Annotated in this window: 18 protein-coding genes; 6 read left to right on the top strand and 12 right to left on the bottom strand. The window is 66.6% G+C overall.

All coding sequences use genetic code 11. The features are described from left to right. Positions 1-13: 13 nt before the first annotated feature. The 6 genes from chlG to U0177_RS11300 all read right to left on the bottom strand — a co-directional run bounded on the left by chlG (position 14) and on the right by U0177_RS11300 (position 5,975). A complete protein-coding gene (chlG, locus tag U0177_RS11275) occupies positions 14-919 on the bottom strand; it encodes a chlorophyll synthase ChlG (protein WP_409570727.1) in 906 nt (301 codons plus the stop codon). Positions 920-931: 12 nt separating this feature from the next. Then, positions 932-2,365, bottom strand: coding sequence for a BCD family MFS transporter (locus U0177_RS11280; protein ID WP_409570728.1), 1,434 nt, complete (start codon positions 2,363-2,365; stop codon positions 932-934). Between the two features lie 111 nt (positions 2,366-2,476). Then, positions 2,477-3,463: a photosynthetic reaction center cytochrome c subunit family protein gene (locus tag U0177_RS11285; RefSeq protein WP_409570729.1), complete on the bottom strand. Its 987-nt coding sequence runs from the start codon at positions 3,461-3,463 to the stop codon at positions 2,477-2,479. Between the two features lie 89 nt (positions 3,464-3,552). Further along, positions 3,553-5,472 (bottom strand): bifunctional photosynthetic reaction center subunit L/M, encoded by a 1,920-nt coding sequence (locus U0177_RS11290; protein ID WP_409570730.1) that lies wholly within the window; start codon positions 5,470-5,472, stop codon positions 3,553-3,555. Positions 5,473-5,652: 180 nt separating this feature from the next. Then, positions 5,653-5,787 (bottom strand): light-harvesting protein, encoded by a 135-nt coding sequence (locus U0177_RS11295; protein WP_409570731.1) that lies wholly within the window; start codon positions 5,785-5,787, stop codon positions 5,653-5,655. A 14-nt stretch (positions 5,788-5,801) separates the two neighbouring features. After that, positions 5,802-5,975, bottom strand: a complete 174-nt coding sequence (locus U0177_RS11300) for a light-harvesting protein (RefSeq protein ID WP_409570732.1) — start codon at positions 5,973-5,975, stop codon at positions 5,802-5,804. Between the two features lie 524 nt (positions 5,976-6,499). Between U0177_RS11300 and U0177_RS11305 the strand changes: the two genes are divergently transcribed. Both U0177_RS11305 and U0177_RS11310 read left to right on the top strand, forming a co-directional pair. Continuing rightward, positions 6,500-7,516: a MerR family transcriptional regulator gene (locus U0177_RS11305; protein ID WP_409570733.1), complete on the top strand. Its 1,017-nt coding sequence runs from the start codon at positions 6,500-6,502 to the stop codon at positions 7,514-7,516. Positions 7,517-7,588: 72 nt separating this feature from the next. Next, positions 7,589-8,083, top strand: a complete 495-nt coding sequence (locus tag U0177_RS11310) for a hypothetical protein (RefSeq protein ID WP_409570734.1) — start codon at positions 7,589-7,591, stop codon at positions 8,081-8,083. 278 nt (positions 8,084-8,361) lie between these two features. Here U0177_RS11310 and U0177_RS11315 read toward each other — a convergent pair whose 3' ends face one another. From U0177_RS11315 to U0177_RS11335, 5 genes are all read right to left on the bottom strand, one after another. Further along, entirely contained in the window at positions 8,362-9,189 is an 828-nt protein-coding gene (locus U0177_RS11315) for an ABC transporter permease (protein WP_409570735.1), read from the bottom strand. Positions 9,190-9,207: 18 nt separating this feature from the next. Further along, the gene (locus tag U0177_RS11320) at positions 9,208-10,161 is read right to left on the bottom strand and encodes an ABC transporter ATP-binding protein (protein WP_409570736.1); all 954 of its coding nucleotides are present in this window, start codon (positions 10,159-10,161) and stop codon (positions 9,208-9,210) included. A 143-nt stretch (positions 10,162-10,304) separates the two neighbouring features. Beyond that, the gene (locus tag U0177_RS11325) at positions 10,305-11,480 is read right to left on the bottom strand and encodes an anti-sigma factor family protein (protein WP_409570737.1); all 1,176 of its coding nucleotides are present in this window, start codon (positions 11,478-11,480) and stop codon (positions 10,305-10,307) included. Positions 11,481-11,486: 6 nt separating this feature from the next. Beyond that, positions 11,487-12,053, bottom strand: coding sequence for a sigma-70 family RNA polymerase sigma factor (locus U0177_RS11330; protein WP_409570738.1), 567 nt, complete (start codon positions 12,051-12,053; stop codon positions 11,487-11,489). Positions 12,054-12,163: 110 nt separating this feature from the next. Beyond that, the gene (locus U0177_RS11335) at positions 12,164-14,038 is read right to left on the bottom strand and encodes a hypothetical protein (protein ID WP_409570739.1); all 1,875 of its coding nucleotides are present in this window, start codon (positions 14,036-14,038) and stop codon (positions 12,164-12,166) included. A 158-nt stretch (positions 14,039-14,196) separates the two neighbouring features. Between U0177_RS11335 and U0177_RS11340 the strand changes: the two genes are divergently transcribed. The 4 genes from U0177_RS11340 (at position 14,197) to U0177_RS11355 (ending at position 18,422) form a co-directional block, all read left to right on the top strand. Next, positions 14,197-14,697: a pyridoxamine 5'-phosphate oxidase family protein gene (locus U0177_RS11340; protein WP_409570740.1), complete on the top strand. Its 501-nt coding sequence runs from the start codon at positions 14,197-14,199 to the stop codon at positions 14,695-14,697. 300 nt (positions 14,698-14,997) lie between these two features. Beyond that, on the top strand, positions 14,998-16,449 hold the full coding sequence (gatB, locus tag U0177_RS11345) for an Asp-tRNA(Asn)/Glu-tRNA(Gln) amidotransferase subunit GatB (RefSeq protein ID WP_409570741.1): 1,452 nt from the start codon (positions 14,998-15,000) through the stop codon (positions 16,447-16,449). Positions 16,450-16,515: 66 nt separating this feature from the next. After that, on the top strand, positions 16,516-17,409 hold the full coding sequence (locus tag U0177_RS11350) for an ABC transporter ATP-binding protein (protein ID WP_409570742.1): 894 nt from the start codon (positions 16,516-16,518) through the stop codon (positions 17,407-17,409). A 113-nt stretch (positions 17,410-17,522) separates the two neighbouring features. Beyond that, positions 17,523-18,422, top strand: coding sequence for an ABC transporter permease subunit (locus U0177_RS11355; protein WP_409570743.1), 900 nt, complete (start codon positions 17,523-17,525; stop codon positions 18,420-18,422). Between the two features lie 3 nt (positions 18,423-18,425). On the opposite strand, the gene U0177_RS11360 is transcribed toward U0177_RS11355, so the two are convergent. Next, the gene (locus U0177_RS11360) at positions 18,426-19,295 is read right to left on the bottom strand and encodes a phosphodiester glycosidase family protein (protein ID WP_409570744.1); all 870 of its coding nucleotides are present in this window, start codon (positions 19,293-19,295) and stop codon (positions 18,426-18,428) included. Between the last annotated feature and the right edge of the window lie 37 nt (positions 19,296-19,332).

A 19,332-nucleotide genomic window follows, 5' to 3' on the forward strand; every position in this document is an offset into this window, starting at 1 on the left:
CCCTCTGCCCGATTCAGCGTATTCCGATCGCCGCCGCGAGCATACCCCATACGAAAAGCGTGGTGCCGCTGGCATTATAAAACACCGCACGGCCGCGCGGATCTTGCATGAACTTGCGCTGGAGCGGCAGCTGGGCCACGAACAGCGCCGCAATGATCGCCGCGATGATCCAGCGCTGCGACACCGCGAACAGCATGATCACGAACAGCTGGGCGATGTTCATGGTGAGCACCGCCACCCAAGCGGCGCCCCACGAGCCCAGCATCACCGGGATGGTATTCACGCCGCTCACCCGGTCGCCGTCGACGCTCTTGAAGTCGTTGATCGTCATGATGCCGTGCGCGCCCACCGAGTACAGCCCGGCGATGATCAGCGAGGGGATCGTCAGGCTGCCGAAGGCCAGGTGGCCGGCCAGCCAGGGCAGGCCCTCGTAGGCCACCGCCACCAGCCCGTTGCCGATCCAGCCGTTGCGCTTGGCGCGGAGCGGATGCACGCTGTACACCAGCGCCAGCACCATGCCCACCGCGGTCAGCAGCGTCACCTGGGCGCCCAGGATCAGCGCAATGCCGATCGCCAGAACCGCCAGCACGCCGCTCGTAAGGTACACCTGGCGCGCCGACACCAGGCCGGAGGGGATCAGGCGCTGTGGCTCGTTGATCGCGTCGACCTCGCGGTCGCAGTAGTCGTTGATCACCTGCGAGAGCCCGCACAGGATCGGCCCCGAGAGCAGCACGCCCAGCATGATCCGGCCGATGTCGGCCAGGTGCCAGCCGGCGCCACCGCTAGCGACTGTGCCGCATAGGAATGCCCACGCCGGCGCGAACCATGTCACCGGCTTCATCAGTGCGATCGAGCGCGCCAGCGGCGATGCGGGCACCTTTGGTGCGATCGGGGATGGTGAGGCGAGCGGTGTTTGCATATCGTTATCCTGTCAATAAATAATCTGGTCTGCCGGGATGTCTTGCAACCCTTGCCAGGGCGATGTCGTGCTGTCGGGGCGCAGGTGGGCCAGCCGCAGCGCGGCGATCAGCGCCAGCGCAACCAGCAGCGCCAGCAGCGCCGCGCCGTAGACGGCGGTGTAGCCGAGTATCACGCTGCCCAGGCGCGCTTCGGCTATGTCGCGCGCCAGGCCGCCGCCGACCGCGCCCACGCCCTGCGCCAGCGCTTGCATCACGCCCCACAGCCCCAGGAACAGGCCGGCGTGCGCCCGATCGGTCATGGCCATCACCAGCGCCACGCTGCCGACGATAAACAGCCCGCGGCCCATGCCGATCAGCCACACGCCCGATCGGAACGCCGTCACCAGGCTGCTGTCGCTGGCGATGCTGATGACCAGAAAGCCAAGCGCGCCCACGGCGCAGCCCAGGATGATCGGCAGCACCGGCGAAAAGCCGCGCCACAGCAGCCAGCCGGCCGCCGGGATGGCCGTGAGCATCGCCAGGCCCCAGAGCGAGGTCAGGCGCGTGGTCGCGCTGACGCTCATGCCCAGCACCTGGCCGCCGTACGGCTCGAGCAGAATATCGTGCGAGGCGAACGCTGCCGTCGCGATGAACAGTATCGCGAACAGCTGGCGCAGCACCGGCTGGCGCCACAGCAGCGCCAGCGACTGGCCGAGCGACATCCGCACGCGCACCTCGTCGTGGTAGCCGATCACCGTGCCGTCGCGGCGCAGGCGCTCTTGGCCCCACAGCGATATAACGCTTAGAATCAGGAATACCAGCGCCGAGCTTTGCAGAATCGCGATCAGCCGCTCGTCGGTGTAGTTTACCAGCAGGCCGCCCAGCAGCACCGAGCTGGCGATCGTGCCGAGCACCAGCATCATCCACAGCACCGCCAGCACGCGCCCGCGCTCTTTCGGCGGCGTGAGGTCGCTCACCAGCGCGAGGTAGGCGGTCTCGAGCACATTCACCCCGATGCCATAGGCCAGGAAGATCAGCAGGCAGATGACCAGCGACGGCACGAACGGCAGCGTGCCCTTGCCGCTCAGCAGCACCAGCGAGAAGCCGGCGTTGTTGAGCCCGCCAAACGTCAGCAGGCCGCCGAACACCAGGTAGGGCGTGCGCCAGCGCCCGCGCGCACGCTGCTGGTCGGAGCGGTAGCCGATCAGCGCGCGCACCGGCGACACAAAGTAGTGGATGGCGATCAGCAGTGCCACCAGCGCGGCCGGGATGCGCATGCTCTCGATCAGCACCCGGTTGAGCGTGCCAGTGATCGGCGCGAGCGTCAGGCCCATGCCGAACTGAAACAGCCCCAGCCGCAGCACGCGCAGCCAGAGCGCGGCGCTGCCGTGGCGCTCGAACCAGCCGTTGATGCGGTCGCGCAGCCGCAGTATCGGGCCGAACAATCGCGCAGGTGGTCGGCTCAACGCGCCCTCCTCACAGATGCAGATAACCACAAAGGCACGAAGGCACAAAGCGCGCGGGTTCGGCTGCTCTGTGTCTTCGTGTCTTTGTGGTTCACGACCGGTTCCGTCAGGCTACTTTGGCGTATACCCCAGCACTGCTGGCACCTGGCCGGTGTTGGCCGAGCCGGGCGGCAGCTGCTGGCCCTGGTGGCACATCCAGCACGAAGGTGCCTTCTGCGCCATGATTGGTTTGTAGGTTGTGTTGATGTGCTGGGCCATCTTCAGCATCGTCAGCGCCCAGGTCTTCTGGGGCCGCTCGTTGCTGGGGAAGTAGTTGGCGTTGTGGCAGAATGCGCAGCCTACGCCAAGCGCCTGGGTGTGATGTGTCATCACCTGCTGATTATACTGCACCGCCGCAAGGTTCGGGTCCTTCTTGCCGGTGATCAGCAGCAGGTCGATGTCGGCCGGCGTGTCGAGCTTGAGCTGGAACGTATCGGGCAGCGGGCTCTGGTCGGCCGGGTAGTTCGTGAGCGTGCCGGTCTTGCCGTTGAAGTTCACGGCCTTGCCATTGTGGCAGGTGGCGCAGGTGATCTGCTTGCCGCCCACCGACGCCGGCAGTGTCGCGACGAAGTTCTGGTTCAGATCCTGGCTCATCAGCATCATCTGGCGCGCGAGCGTCTTGCGTGCGACGCCCTGCGCCTCCGACACCGGCAGGCCATCCTCGGCGGCGAAGTTGCCGGCCGAGAGGTTGTGGCAGTAGGTGCAGTCGACTTTCAAGCCACCGGCGACCATCGCGACCATATAGTTGGCGATCGTCGCGGTGTCCATGCCTTTAAGAACTTGCACGTTCTGCGGTTGCGGATGCTCGGTAATATACTTGGCCATCGCCGCCAGCGACGCGGGCTGCAGGTAAGGTTTGGCTGGATCGGCTGGCTCGGGCGAATAGTTAGTGTAGACTGCGGAAGTTTTAGCCGGCGTGCGAAAGCCGGCAAGCTGCCCATTCAGCCACACCACTGTCCCGATGCCGCCACCCACCAACACCAGCGTGACCAGCCCGAACACGAGGAAGAATAAGGTGCGTTCGCTGAACAGCGGTGTGGCGCTACGCTGGTTGTACATCGGCTTCCTCTTCTACGAGATTGCAAGTTGCAAATTGTACACTGCAAGAATGATCACAATGAGCAATGTACAATTTGCAATCCTGGCGTCTACCGCTGAATGAACTGCGACCAGTCGTAATTCGGGTCGGGCGGCGCGACGATATGCACCGACTGCGCCCAGGTATACCAGTCTTTGATCACTGTGCCCGACAGGAGCAGGCCGACTGCGCCTGCGATCACACACAGGATCGCGAACCAGAACGCCCACACGTGGATGCTGGCGGCATTCGCATTGAAGCCCATCGTCCAGCGCCAGAACAGCTGTGCGCGATGCGTGCCCGGCCCCTCGATCTCGATCTCGGCAAGCTCAAACTCCGAGCCGTAGCGCGCCGTGGCCACGATCGTGGCGCCGTGCATGCCCAGCAGCATCGTCGAGCCCAGCAGGCCGAAGATCGATATCATATGGAACGGGTTGTAGTAGAAGTTGCCGTAGCGCACGCTGACATTGTTCGTCCAGTCGAGCATCGCCTTGAGGCCGTGGCCGGGCGCTTCGGCCCAGCCGCCCAGCAGGATCGGCCGTACCAGATAGATCGTAAAGTACAGCACCAGCGCAGCCGAGAAGGCCCGCGCGAGGTTGCGATCCAGCCCGGTGGCGCGAGCGCGGGTGTAGACGCGCGCCCACCACGTCAGTACGGCGATGTGCAGGAAGAACGTCGCTGCCATCCAGTTGCCGCCATTGAACCAGCCCGGCCAGCGCAGGCCGTACGTCGCGGCTGGCGGGTCGACCGACAGGTTCGGGAATTCGCGGATAAACAGGATGAAGTTGTAGTGCACCTGTGGTGATGTAATATACGACGATAGGATGATCAGCACGGTAGCGCTGAAGCTCAGCAGCGCGATCGCGCCCCAGGTGCCTAGGTAGAACGGGCCGACCTGGCCATTGCCGAACAGCCGATCCATCAGCCGCACATACGAGCGGCTCGAGACGCCAAACGTCGTCTCGCTGCTGGTGCCGGGCTGCTCAAGCGCGTGCAGGTCGACTTCATTAGCCGGCTCGCGCGGGGCGCGCCCCGCCACGGCCACCGAGGCGGCGCCGGCAAAGCTCCACCACGGCAATTTGTCCCAGAATGTCCAGAAGCCCGTCCAGCTGTGCACCAGCGTGCCCGACAGGAAAATGCACACATTTGCCGTCAGCACCGCCAGCGCCGCGATCCAGAATGCGATCCGGTGGATGCCGATCTCGCCGATGCTGTAGCCGGCCGCGATCCCGCGCCAGAACACGTCGATGTTCTCGACGGTGATGCCCGGGCGATTCATGCCGCTACGGATGGCCGAGCCGTGCATCGCGAGCAGCATCGTGCTGAAGAACAGCAGCGATATTGCGATCGCGTGGAACGGGTTATAGAAAAAGTTAAAGTACTGGTAGCCGATATTCGACACCCAGTCGAGGTGGTGGGTAATACCGAGCGGGAACCCATTACCCCACGACCCCATGGCAATCGGGCGCAGCCACTGCAGCGTAATCCACGATGACACCACCGCGAAGAAGGTGAGCGGCACCTCGAGACCCATATTTAGCTTGCGGCAGATATCGATTTCGCGCAATCCCCACGAGATGAACGCGATCGTCGCGCAGATTACGATTATTTGCCAGTTAAAACCGGGCCCGCCCGGCGCCTGGAGGTGCAGCCCCAGCGCCAGCGGCGGCGGATCGATGCGAGCCTGAAGAATGTTATACGTACCTTCGACCACGATGAACTGGTAGAGGTAGAAGATCGCTCCGATCGCGGCGAACGTCACCGCCATAATACCCCAGAACCCGACATAAAACCGCCCGATCCAGAAATCGAGCGGGTCTGTGCCGAACAACCGCCCGAACATGGTGCCGCCCGGCCGCTTATAGTATTCTTCGACGATCGCGAAGGGGATGACATCGGCGCTGCGCCGCGATGCCAGTTCCTCCCGCGCGACGTTTGGCGGAACTGGCTGACCGGAGCCAGGCGGCGACTCAGGGGGAAGAGCTGACATCTCAGTCTCTCGCTTTCTAGACTGCCGAGACAGACTTGATCATGGGTATGGGCAACCCACGACCGCGAGTGCGGGAACAGCCTTTAGGCCACGCACGGCAGAGGGCCAACCAGCGCACCGGTCAGCCCGCTGCCGAGCATCTGGAACGACAAACAGCGAACACTTGCCAGCTGTGGCGGGCTATCCGCCAACCAGCTGCAGCCAGTTGTACCGCGGCGAGCTCAACACGACGAAGTGGATCACGAGCGCGATGATGATGCCAAGCAGCGTGTAGAGGATCGCGGTGGTACGGAATTCGATAGGGGCACGTCGCATGAAATCCTCACTAGCTACTGGAGCCACGGCTTCCAGAACCATACTAACGCATGGGCGAGTAGAACGATGACCACCATCGCGTAGGTCGATTGAACGACGATTCGGTGGATCAGCCACTCTTTATTCGAGAACAGCGTCTTCCACGGCGACGGTACGAGATCGCTGGCAACTACCTCTTTCTCAGACATTCAATTCACCTCCTTTCCTCGGGGGTGGTTCCAAAAATGCGATCGGGCGCCAACCGGTGGGCACACCGTAAGGCGTCAAGGGAAGCAGGCCATTGCTCAGGCGTTTGCTTTTGAGCTACCCGGCTCTGCAAAGTGTCAAATTTAAATTAATGCTCGATGCCTTATTATAGTGCTACGTGAGCTTGAGAGTCAATCAAAATATTTAACACAATTACTACACAAATGCTATGCAGATAATGTGCACCTAGCCGCGCAGCTGGCACTGCACGCCGGGCTGCCCAAGCTCGTGTTTGACAAGCACAGCATATGAAAATATAATGAACACACGTTGAACAGTCTGGTGAACAGTGAACCTATGCTGTCGTGTGAGACTACGCTTTGTCTCACGCGATCCTCGAAGTGTGCATCTCGTGCGCTGGCGACGCGGGCTCACGAACGCCCGACGAGTGGCGGCCTGGGCCGCCAACCGCCTGACTCGCAGCCTGATCTATGTGCCCGATCGTGCACCGAAGGGCTGACGTTCTATGAACGAGCATGTGAAGCACATTCTGGCACTGCCCGACTCGCCACGCTATAACATCAAGGCAGTTGTCCAGCAGACGGGTGTGAACATCTCGACGCTTCGCGCTTGGGAGCAGCGCTACGGCCTGCCAAGCCCGAAGCGCTCGGAGCACGGCCACCGGTTATACTCGCAGCGCGATGTCGCAATTATCAAATGGCTCAAGCAGTGCACCGACGAAGGGCTGGCGATCAGCCAGGCTGTGTCGATGCTGCGCGACCTCGACCACGACGATGTTTCCCCTACCCGTGCGCTCGGCAGCCAGCCCGCGCCAACCCTGATCCCACGCGGCGGCAGCAACTGGCCCGAGATCCGCGCCCAGCTCATGGAGTTCCTCGACGTCACCGACATGCGCCAGGCGCACCTGCTGGTGAACCATATTTGCACAATGTTTCCGATCGAGACGGTGATCCTCGAGCTGTTCGAGCCGATCATGCTGCAGATCGGCGAGCGCTGGATCCGCGGCGAGATCACGATCGCCGAGGAGCATATGTTCTCGAACTTTGTGCGCCAGCGCTTGCTCGGCCTGGTGCAGCTGCACGCGCCGTTCGCCCATGGGCCGCGCCTGATCCGCGGCTGCGCCCCCGACGAGCAGCACGAGCTGGGCCTGCTGATGTTTGCTCTGCTGATGGAACAGCGCGGCTGGGAGGTGATCTACCTCGGGCAAAGCCTTGAGGCCGAGGGGATCGAGGTGCTGCTCAGGCGCCTGGCGCCGGCGCTGGTGTGCATCAGCAACTCGATGGTCGAGCATATGGCCGGCATGCTCAAGCTGTGCCAGGCGGTCGCCGCGCTCGAGCCGTATCGCATCAGGCTTTCGTATAGCGGGCCGGTGTTCGAGCACTACCCCGAGTTCCAGGCGCGCATCCCTGGCGTGTACCTCGGCACCGACCTGCACTTGGCGGTGAGCCGCGCCGATCAGCTGGGCGAGGCGATCGACCCCGAGCGCTGGTACCCGATCGCGGCGCCGCAGAATCGCTACTAGCGCGTGCTCGCTTTACGTTTTGCAGGTTCCAGCGTACAATGCCGCGACAGCATCCATGTCGCGGGGGGTAGTATGACAACACTTGAAGCCTGGCTGGAATTGCACGGCGCCCAGATCGCCAGCGTGCTCGACGATCAGCGCGATTACCTGTGCGATATGGTTACGAACCGGCTTACCACCGCGTTTCCTTCGCTGTGCTTCGACCCAACCCGCCCCGACGCGGTCACGTTCCAGCAGCAGGTGTTCCGCGAGACGCCGCGCCGCTTTCACCGGCTGATGCAGGTGGTGCTGCGCTTTCAGACGACGCTGGTGATCGAGCGCGAGTATCGCTGGGGCTGGTCGATCATGCCGCGCTTCGGCGTGGCTCGCCACCATATGATCAGCCACGCGCGCTGGTATTTCGACACCATCCGCAACGCCGGGATGGTCAGCCGCGACGATATGGCGCACCTCGATATGCTGGCGACGCGCGTGATCCAGATCATCGAGCAGATCACCGCCGCGCCCCCGCCGGTGCTGAAGCGGCCCGGCCCGCTGCCGGCCTCGAATGGCCACGCGCCGGCCTGACCTCCAGCTGATCACTTCTTTCTGATGCCCCTGCCGGCTTCGCCGGGCAGGGCATCGTATACCAACTCCGTTTGATTACTTGTGTTTTCTTGTGCGGCGCCCGGCAAAGCCGGGCGCCGCACAAGAAAAGAAGTGGGGCGGCGAAGCCGCCCCCAAACCCCCACCACCGTGTCAGTCATCTAGCGAATTTGGTATTAAACGAGATTTCGGGGGCGGCACTGCCGCCCCCAAACCTCCACTATAGGGCACGTGATCTGCCGGGTGTGGTTTGAGCGGTGCTAGAGATCGCGCTGCCTGAAGCTCAGGAGCGCCAGGCCGAGCGCCAGCGCGGCGTAGCCGGCGGCGTAGAGCACCATGGCCTGGCTGGGCGGCGAGGTACCGCCGAACGGCGAGGGCATGCTGTTCAGCACGGTTGGCTGCATCAGGTAGGCCGCGCGCCGCCACAGCGCCTCCACCGGCATCAGCAGGCTGGTGATAATGCCGATGTTGACGGCCGCGTGCGATTGCATCAGCGCGCCGATCTGCTCGACCCACGCGCCGATAAACGCCACGCCGTAGAGCATAAACAGCACGACGCCGTTGGTAAGCGTCGAGAAGTAGATGCCGCCCAGCAGCGAGAGCGACAGCAGCACCAGCGCCTCGAGCAGCAGCAGCAGCACGGCGGCGGGGTTGGGCGGCAGGTAGCCTACCAGCAGGTACACCGTGCCGACAATGCCGCCGCTCAGCAGCGCCAGGTACAGCATCAGCATCGCGGCGTAGCCGCACCACTTGCCCAGCACCACCTGCCAGCGACCCACCGGTTTGGTGACGATCGCCTGGATGGTGTGGCTGGCGATCTCGCCGGCGATCGTGTCGACCGAGGCAAAAATTGCCAGCATCACAGTCAGAAAGTGCACGACATACAGCCCGGCAACCATCAGCAGGTTGTAGCTGAAGCGCAGCTGCAGCGCGCTGGTGCCGTGCTCCCTCATATTCGAGTTGATCAGGCTGAAGCCGATGCCGAACAGCAGCAGAAACAGCAGCCCCAGCACCAGCGCGGCCAGTACCATGCGGCGGCGCCAGGCTTCGCGGAATGTGAGCCAGGTGATGGTGCGAATTGCGTGCATAGGTGATTCTCAGCAGCGCTACTGCCCGCTGTCCTCATTTCCCACTATTTCGAGAAAGATCTGCTCAAGCGCCATCCGGCGCGGCGTCAGCGCATAGAGCCGCGCGCCGGCCGCGAGCGTGCGCTCGGCAATCAGCGGCAGCGCGTCGTCGTCGGCGAGCGTCAGGTCGATGATTGTGCCGGGGGCTGCGGCCGGCGCCTCGGCAGCGCCATCGCGCACTCGCAGGTCGGGGGCGACGGCGGCGAGCGCGGCCAGCAGGGCTGGCGTGGCCGCGTCGACGCGCAGCTCGACCTGCACGCGCCCGGCGGCTATGTCGGCGAGGCGCAGCGTCTGCAGCACGCGCCCGGCGCGTATGAACGATACGCGGTCGCAGGTGGCCTCGACTTCGCTGAGCAGGTGCGAGTTGAGAAACACCGTGGTGCCGCGCGCCTTGAGCTCGTGGATGATCCGCCGCACCATCATGCGGCCGAACGGGTCGAGCGCCGACGTTGGCTCATCGAGGAACACCAGCTCGGGCTCGTTCAGCAGCGCCTGGGCTAGCCCAATGCGCTGGAGCATACCCTTCGAGAAGCTGGCGATCGGCCGGCGGGCATGCTCGGCCAGGCCCACCAGCTCGAACAGCTCGGCAATGCGGCGCCGGCGCACGGCCGCGCCGATGCCATACAGCTGGGCGTGGAGGTCGAGCAGCTCGCGGGCCTGCAGCCACTCGTGGAAGCGGAAATGCTCGGGGAGAAAGCCCACGCGGGCCATTGCCTGGGCGTCGCCGGGAGCGCGGCCCAGCAGCCGGGCGCTGCCGCCACTGGGGGCGGCCAGGCCCAGCAGCATCTTTACCGAGGTGCTTTTGCCGGCGCCATTGGGCCCCAGGAAGCCGAACACCTCGCCGCGCGGAACCTCCAGCGTCAGGTCGGCCACGGCAACTTTCGCGCCGTAGACTTTACGCAGGCCGCTGGTCTCAATCACCAGGTCGGGCATATAGATCCTGATTTGCACGACGTATGCGTCGGCATTGGTTACATTGGCAGTTTTATAGGGCGATCATCCACTGCGGCAGCATGCGTGTGTGGGGTGTTTCCGCACTCCGCGCGGAAACACCCCACACAATGCAGGCCGTGCTGCTAGCGCACCGACTCAGCCGTGCGGATCAGCAGGTCGACGATATCCTCTTCGCGCGCGGAGCTATCGCCGCGGGCCTCGAGCATGAGCAGCTGGTCGCCGCGCTGCCAGTAAATCTGGCCGTGCTGGCCGTTGCGCGGGCCGCCCACCACCAGCAGCGCCTGCTCGCCGCCAACCGTCACCTGGCGGATGTTGTTGGTGTCGGAAGGGAACGGGAACAGCAGCGTGTTGTTCCAGTTGATCTGGCCGCTGGCAAGCTCGGCTTGTTCGGGCGTCATGCCCAGCACGCGCAGCGCGGCCTTGCCCAGCTGGGCCAGCTCGACGCCGTCGGGCAGCGTAACCTTCGGGCTGGTGCTCTGGTGCAGCGTCAGGTCGTAGCCGGCGCCCTGGTAGTGCGTGCTCACGAATGCCGGCACCTCGACGCTGACTGGTGCGGTGCCGAGCGCTTCGGGAAGGGCGACATCGTGAATGTCGAGCGCGTCGAGCACCTGGCGCGCGGTGGCCAGGTTCACCTGGAAGTGCGTGTTGCCGCCGCTGAGTACGGTGAACACCGTGCTCGCGGGCGCGCCGGGTAGGGTGGCCGGCTGGCTCAGCGGGTGGCCTACTGCGGCGGCGGCTTCGTCGGCCGAAGCGACGGTGCGCGGCGGGGCGGTGTTGCTGACCTCGGGCTTGCCCAAGAACAGCGTGCTCTTGTCGATCTTCAAGTCGCCAAGCTGGCGCAGGCGCGCCTGGTCGATCGGCACGAACACGACCTTCTGCACGCGGAACACGCTGAGCAGCTCGTCGGCGGCAGCGCGCACTGGCGGCAGCGCCAGCAGGGCCAGCAGCGCCACGAGCGCGGCCAGCGCGCCGGCTACGGCCCGGCGCTGGCCGCTCGCGAAAAAGCTCGATACTTGCATGAAAATGCTCCTTGGTTGGGCCGGCGCGGTGTTGCCCGCGGCCGGCGATAATGAAGCGTTGGCGGCCTCACGTGCGCGGCGCAGCGCCTCGTGCGGGCTGGGCGCGTCGGCGGGTGGCAGCAGCGCGCGCAGCCGGGCCGTGCGCTCGCGCAGAGCGGCGAGCGCGGCTTCGCAGCCACGGCAGCCGGCGATATGCTCGGCCACCGCCGCGCGCGCGAGTGGCTGCAGCTCGCCGTCCAGGTAGGCGCGCAGGGTTCCTTCATCGTAGCATGTGCGCATGGCGTCCTAACCTTCTTGCTCGCCCGGCCGGGCTTCGGCCGGGTAATCGCGCTGGTAGCGCTCGAGGAACGCGCGCTCGGCGCGGGCCAGCAGCGTGCCGACCGAGCCAGGCGCAAGGTCGAGCACGGCTGCGATCTCGGCGTACGCCAGGCCGGCATAGCGCAGCAGCAGCAGCTGGCCCTGGCGCTCGGGCAGCTCGGCGATCGTCGCGCGCACGCGCGCCCGATCTTCGGCGCGCAACGCCTCGCCGTACGGGTCGATCTGCTCGGGCGGCTCGGCCAGGCGCTCGGCGTGCTGCCGTGCGCGGCGTTGCCCGCGCAGCAGATTGTAGCCACGGTTCAGCGCCACCCGGCACAGCCAGGCGATCAGCGCCGCGCCATTGGCCGGCGGCGGCCGATCGAGCAGCGCCAGAAAGGTCTCTTGCGCGATGTCCTCGGCCTCCTCGCGGCTGCCCAGCAGGTTGTAGAGCACCCGGTACACCTGGCTGTAGTGCCGCAGGAACAGGCGCTCGAACGCGTCGGCATCGCCGCAGCGCACCTGCTGAAGCAGTGCCTCGTCCGATTCGCTTGCCATATGATCCCTGGTCAGCGGCTGGCTGGTCATTGCTACTGCGCCTGTTCTGCCGGGCCAGCGCGTGTGGCCTTTGTCTATGTAACACCGCCGGCCGCGCTTTTGTGACATGCTCAACCGCAACTACCGGCGTAGTCGGCGATCTGGGTCGTCGCGGCCTGGGCGATCGGGTCGCGGCAGAACAGCGCGCGAATGCGATTCCCGCTGGCGGCGTTCGCCAGGCTCAAGAATGCCATGGCCTGATCGAGCAGCAGCGACAGTGTCGCGACCTCGCCAGTACGCCAGCTCGCCGAGGCGCGAAAGCCGTAATCGTAGGTGTGCAGCCCATCGCTGGCGGGCGGGCGCGCGCCAAGCTGTTCGAGCGCCTGGAGGTTGCCGGCCAGCTCGGCAGAAGTCAGCAGCGTGGCGGCGAGTATGCTGGCGTGCGGCGCCAGTATGTCGTCGCACAGCCGGCCATAGCCGCAGTATGCGGCGCCAAAGGGCGGCAACGCCGTGGCCGACCAGCCCCAAGCTGGGGCGCGCTGGCTGGCGAAGCAGATCTGATCGTGGACGAAATGGAGCGCCGAGGCGCCTAGCTCGCCGCCCGACTCGTCGAGGAAGATCGCCGGCATCAGAGCCATGAATAGTCCTCCGCCGTCCCACCCTGGTTCGAAATGCCACTCGCTCGCAGCGGCGCAGCGTGGCGGTTCGTGGTCGCGCCGGAGGTTTTGCCACGACTGTGCCGGAGCTGCGCCTGCGCCGATGGCGATGAGCTGCGCCAGCCGCGAGTCGGCTGCTAGCCAGTCGTAGTGCCACCATGTCGAGGGCGTGCCATCGAATGCGCGGCAGCCATACATCAGCCCGGCCGCCGGATCGTACAGCCAGGCCCAGTCCATCGCCGCGAGCAGCGCCCCCGCTCGCCCTGAGAGCTCGGCAACGCCCTGCCGCACCACGATCAGGCCAGCTGCTAGCAAGCCGAGATCCACAGTCGAGAATAGATTGGTTTCGTCGGGTGCGATTGGTGGAGCAGTGCCGGGCTGTATGCAGCGGTCGCCGTCGCTGATGGTAGCGGGGCGCTTGGGCGCGAGCGAGACGACGTGGTTGTGCGTGTGCGGGAAGCCGTGTGATTTCGGTAGCCGCTCGAGGCTGGTAAGCGCCGAGCCGAGCCGGGCAAGCCCCTCGGCATGTGGCTGCCAGCCCAGCTCAAGCGCGCCGACGACGCTGGCCATATACAGGCCGATATTGGTGACATTGGTCGTCTCGTCGAGTGGCACCGGCACGCGGCTGCCGGCGGCGTCGACAAACGCAATGTCGTCGACGTAGATCGTACCGCCGGGGTGGATGTGGTCGTTGAAGCCGATGCTCAGCCGGCACAGCGACGACAGGTTGGCGTAGCGGCGCACATCGGCCAGCGGGATGCGCCGTCGCGCCCAGCCTGCTCCTGCGCTGATCAATGCGCTGTCGGGGCGGCCAGGGAAGCCAGCCTGGCAGTTGCTCCAAAGCACCACTTCAAGGCGCTCGCCGCCGCGCGCGCCTTTGACCCACAGCTCGAGGTAGCTCGCCCGACTCACGTCAAACGCGTCTGGGTCGATGTTAAAGCTGCCCCAGGCATTTTGCGGCATGCTGTAGCGCAGCTCCAGGCCGTAGCCGCCGCTGTGGCGGCAGGCTACGTCGGCACAGCGGCGCGCCGCCAGCTGCGCGCTGGGCGCGGTGCTGGTGAACGGCACCCGGTGCGTGGATGCGAGCTGGGGCACAATGTCGAGCAGCGTGGCATCAAGCTTGTCGTGCGGTAGGCCGCTGCTCGGCTCGACCATGGCCAGAATATTGGCGTACGTGGCGCGCGGCAGCGTGTCGGTCAGGTAGGGCGAGAACAGCGTGGCACGCGGCAGGTACTGGCGCGGCGACAGCGCGGCCGGGCCGCTGGTGGCGGCAGGCGCTGCGAGATTGGGCGTGCACATGGAGCATAGCCAGAGCAGCAACCAGCCCCTGATCCAGTGCCGGTGGATCATACACGTTCCTCTCACTCCCGAGCGGCATTGCTCGCCAGCGAAGAACCCACCGATGAAGTGGCACAGCGCTTGCTAGCTGTGTGCCTCGTATTGTACACGACGAATGCGCCGCCTGCCGAGGCATGCTCGGGCAGGCGGCCCAGCAGGAGAAGCGTTTCATGACCGATCACCCGACGCGCGCGCAGGCCATTCGCACGCTTGGCGCGCTGATCAAGGACATCAAGATCGCCATGCTCACCACGATCGAGGCCGACGGCGCGCTGCGCAGCCGGCCGATGGGTACGCAGCAGGTCGAGTTCGACGGCGACCTGTGGTTTTTTGTGGGCGCAAGCTCGCCCAAGGCCCACGAGATCAGCGCCGACCCGCGCGTGAATGTCAGCTATGCCCAGCCCGACGACCAGCGCTATGTTTCGGTGTCGGGCACGGCCGAGCTGCTGCGCGACCGCGAGAAGATACGCGAGCTGTGGAGCCCGCTGTACAAGGCCTGGTTCGCGCAGGGGCTCGACGACCCCGACCTTGCGCTGTTGCGCGTGCGCGTCGAGCAGGCCGAGTACTGGGACGCGCCGTCGAGCAAATTTGTGGCGCTGGCCGGCTTTGTGAAGGCGCTCGCCACCGGTACGCGCGCCGACATCGGCGAAAACGCCAAGCTGGATCTGTAGCGCGGCGTGCCGTAGCAGAGCGTTCGAGCGTGGAGAATCGCCCTGCGCTTGGCTCTGGAAGCCTGCGTGATACGCTGTTCGCTTGATCATGTATCGATTGTGTTGCACGACGTGGCAAAGCCATGTCGTGCAACACAAGAAATTTTGGGGGTGGCTTTGCCGCCCCCAAACCCCCACGTGGTGCGGCAGCGCGTGCCGGTTGGCCCTGAGGCATGCGCGCCGGGCGCTGCTCGCCGGCACAGCGCGCTGTTCCGAACATGCTATAATTGGCCCAGGCCGTGATCACAAAGAGGAAAACCAATGGAATACCTGGTCACGATCGGGCTCGAGGTACACGCCCAGATCCGCACCAAGTCGAAGATGTTCTGCGGCTGTAGCGCCGAGGTCGCCAGCGCCGCGCCCAATACCCACGTCTGCCCTACGTGCATGGGCCTGCCCGGCGCGCTGCCTTACATCAACCGCAGCGCGATCGAGATGGCCGCGCGCACCGGGCTGGCGCTCAACTGCCGCATCCAGCACGACAACGTCATCAGCCGTAAGAATTATTTCTACCCCGACCTGCCATCTTCCTACCAGCGCAGCCAGTTCGACGACCCGCTGTGCGTGGCCGGCTGGGTCGAGATCGACGGCGACAGTGGCGCCAAGCGCGTCGGCCTGACGCGCGTGCATATCGAGGAGGACACCGGCAAGCTCAACCACCAGCCCGACGGCTCGTCGCTGGTCGATTTCAACCGCGCCGGCGTGCCGCTGATGGAGATCGTCTCCGACCCCGACATTAGCTCGCCGGAGGAGGCCAAGCGCTACTTCCAGAAGCTGCAGCAGATCCTGCGCTGGATCGGCGTGAACACCGGCAACATGGAAGAGGGCGCGCTGCGCTGCGACGCGAATGTGTCGGTGCGGCCCGAGGGCCAGAAAGAGTACGGCGCCAAGGTCGAGATCAAGAACATGAACTCGTTCCGCTCGGTCGAGCGCGCGCTGACCTACGAGATCGAGCGCCAGAAGAAGGCGCTCGACGCCGGCGAGCTGATCCGCCAGTCGACGCGCGGCTGGGACGAAGACCGCGGCGTGACGGTCGAGCAGCGCCTGAAAGAGGGCTCGGAGGACTACCGCTATTTTCCCGAGCCCGACCTGCCGCCGCTCAAGCTTTCCGATGCCTGGATCGAGGCGCGGCGCGGCGAGCTGCCCGAGCTGCCCGACGCGCGGCGGGCGCGCTTTGTGAGCGAGTATGGCCTGAGCGCCGCGGACGCCGACGTGCTGACGGTGGCGCGCGGCGACGCAGAGTACTTCGAGGACGCGGTGGCGGCGGCGCGGGCGCACGGCCTGGCGCCGCGCGAGGTGGCCAACTGGGTCACCGGCGAGCTGTTCCGGCTGGCGAAAGACACCGGCGAGACGCTGGCCGACGTGCGCGCGCGCTTCCGGCCGGAGTTCGTGGGCGAGGTGATCGCGCTGCTCGCGGCGGGCACGATCACGCGCACCAGCGCCAAAGAGGTATTCGAGGCCAGCTTTCGCGAGGACGCGGCGCCGGCCGAGGTGGTGCGCGCGCGCGGGCTAGCGGTGATCGGCGGCGGCGACGCGCTGGCGGCGCTGGCGCGCGAGGCGATCGCCAGCAACCCCAAGTCGGTTGCCGACTACAAGAGCGGCAAGGTCGTGGCGATCAAGTTCCTCGTGGGCCAGGTGATGAAGGCCTCGAAGGGCCAGGCCAACCCGCAGGCTGCCCAGGCCGCGCTTGAGGAAGAGCTCGGCCGCATCTAGAACGCCTAACCCGCAACCTGTGCGCGGCGGCGTGCGCGCCGCCGCCAACCTGTGTACGGCTGCCACATGGACGCGATCGTCACCGAGGGGCTCAGCAAGCGCTATGGCGCGCGCGTGGCCGTCGACGCGCTCAGCATGGCGGTGCCCGCCGGCCAGGTGTTTGGCTTTCTGGGGCCGAACGGCGCCGGCAAGACCACCACGATCGCCATGCTGCTCGGGCTGGTGCGCCCCAGCGCCGGGCGCGCGCTGATCTTCGGGCGCGATGTGTGGCGCGAGCCGGCGCCAGCGCTGGCCGATGTCGGCGCGATGATCGATGGGCCGGCGTTCTACCCCTACCTGTCGGGCCGCGATAACCTGCTGGCGCTGGCGCGCGCCGAGGGCTTGCCGGATGGGCGGGCGGCGGCGGCGCTGGCGGCGGTGGGGCTGAGCGACCGCGCGCGCGACCGCTACCGCGCCTACTCGCAGGGCATGCGCCAGCGCCTGGGCATCGCCGCAGCGCTGCTGCGCGAGCCGCGGCTGCTGATCCTCGACGAGCCGAGCAACGGGCTCGACCCGGCCGGGCAGCGCGAGATCCGCGAGCTGATCCGCGATCTGGCCGCCAGCGGCCACACGATCTTTGTTTCTAGCCACCAGCTGCACGAGGTCGAGCAGGTCTGCGACGAGGTGGCGATCCTCAAGGCCGGCCGCCTGCTGGCCTGCGGGCCGGTGGCCGCGCTGCTGCGGCGCGGGCGCGGCGTGCTGGTGCGCGTGGCCGCCGAGCCCGAGCGCGCCGCCGAGCTGCTGCGCGGCCTGGCCTGGGTGGCGGGCGTGGCCCCGCACGGCGGCTCGCTGCTCGTTGACGCGCCGGCCGAGCGCGCCGCCGAGCTGTCGATGGCGCTGGCCGCTGCGGGCATCGCCGTCGCCGAGATCCGCGCCCGCGACGCCAGCCTCGAAGAGTTCTTCTTGCAGACCATATCGTAGGCGATACGAGCTACGCGGCCGGGGCTTTTGCCTGCGCCAGCACGGTACGCGCGCATCTGTGTGCGATTTTCCTGCCTGCCCGCGGCCGCCGGCAAAAAGAGGAAGCGCCAGCTATGCTGAACCTCATCCGCGCCGAATGCTTCAAGCTCGCGCGCCGGCCGCTGGCCTGGGCGCTGCTGGCGGTGCTGATCGGGCTGCTCGTGTTGCTGCGCCTCACCGAGTTCATGGTGGTGGGGCTGCACGACGGCGCGCTGGGTGGCGGCGCGGTGCGCCTGGCGCTGCTGAGCGAAGCGCAGGTGCGCCAGTTCCGGCTTCAGCTCACGTTCCCCGGCGTGTTTGGCGCGGCGCTCGGCCACGTCAACAGCGTTGGCGGCCTGTGCGCGATCGTGCTGGCGGCCGGCGCAGTTGGCAGCGAGTTTGGCTGGGGCACGCTGCGCGCGCAGCTCGCGCGCCAGCCTGGGCGCGGGCGCTACCTGCTGGCAAAGCTCGCGGCGCTGGCGCTGGCGCTGCTGGCCGGCGTGGTGCTCACGCTGCTGGCCGGCGCGGCGCTTGGGCTGGTGTTTGGCGGGCTGCTTGGCGGGCGCGGCGCCCTGCGCCCGGCCGACCTGCTGGCGCTGCCGGTGGCGGCGCTGCGCGCGCTGCTGGTGATGCTGCCGTATGTGCTGCTCACGGTGTCGTGCGCGATCGCCGGGCGCTCGGTGCTGGCCGGCGCGGCGGGCGGATTCCTCTTCCTGATGCTTGATGTTGGCCTGGGCGCGCTTGCGGCGCTGGGGCAGCTCGGCGGCGTGCTGGCGTTTCTGGTGAGCCTGGTCATCCAGCCGAATATCAACACGCTGGTGGTGCAGAACAGCCGCAGCTTCGGGCTCGACCCGGCCGTGCTTACGCCCTCGCTCGATCTGGCTGGGCTGCCCTCGCCGCCCCACGCCATGCTGGTGATTGTGGGCTGGAGCGCGCTGTTTGGCTATGCTGCCTACCGCGCGCTGGCCCGCCGCGACATCGGCGGCGCCGCGTAATCGCTACGCCCGCGCCTCGATCAACAGCACGATCGGCAGCGGCCCAAACGAGTCGATCGACTCCGACAGCTCGCCGGCGCGCAGGTACAGCCCAGTCGAAGATCCGCCGTCGAGGTTGAGCGCGCGGTCGATCGCCAGGTCGCTCTGCGCCAGCCACTGCGCCAGCCCCGGCAGCGTGAACCCGCTGCCCGGCCCGACGATCAGCAGCAGCCGGCCATCGCGGTCGATCGCCAGCACGCTGCGGCGCGAGCGCTCGCCATTGTCCTCGATCTCGGCCGGCGTGCCGCCGGGGAACACCAGCATCGGAAACGACTGCATCGCCTGGTCGAGCGGCTCGCTCGCGTCGTAGGGCTGGTCGCGCAGCGGGCGGATCGATACCCCGCCGTCGGGTGCGACCGCCAGCATGCCGCCAAAGCCCTCGTAGCTCTCGCCGCTGGGCGCGCCGTCGCTGATCAGCAGCGCGGTGGCGCGATACTCCTTGGTGAAGAAGCCGCCGTTGATCACCGCAAGCGGGCGCGTTTCGGCAAACCATCTGCCAAGCCCGCGCGGATTCTCGGGGGCGTAGGCTACCCTCAAGCGAACCCGCGCCGGGTCGAGCCGTACGACCACCAGCGCGCCGGCGCTGGCCTGCACGTGCCGCAGCTCGACACCCGGGCTGCCAAGCTGCCAGCCGGTGTCGGCCGGCGCAGACGTGTCGGTGGCTGGCGGTGCAGCCGGGCGCGCGCTGGTTGGGAATAGCGTTGGCACCGGGCGCGGCGCGCTGGTTGGCGCCGCCGTCGTCACGATGTCGCAGCCGCACAGCAGCACCAGCCACGCCAGCACCAGCGGCCAGCGCGCAGTCGTACGCCAGGTCGTGCGTGTTCGGTCGAGCATACTTGAACAAACCGCGCAGGGCAGCCAGCAGCGCGCT

It is taken from the genome of Kouleothrix sp. (genome assembly GCF_046328425.1).
In the GTDB taxonomy this organism is placed as follows: domain Bacteria; phylum Chloroflexota; class Chloroflexia; order Chloroflexales; family Roseiflexaceae; genus Kouleothrix.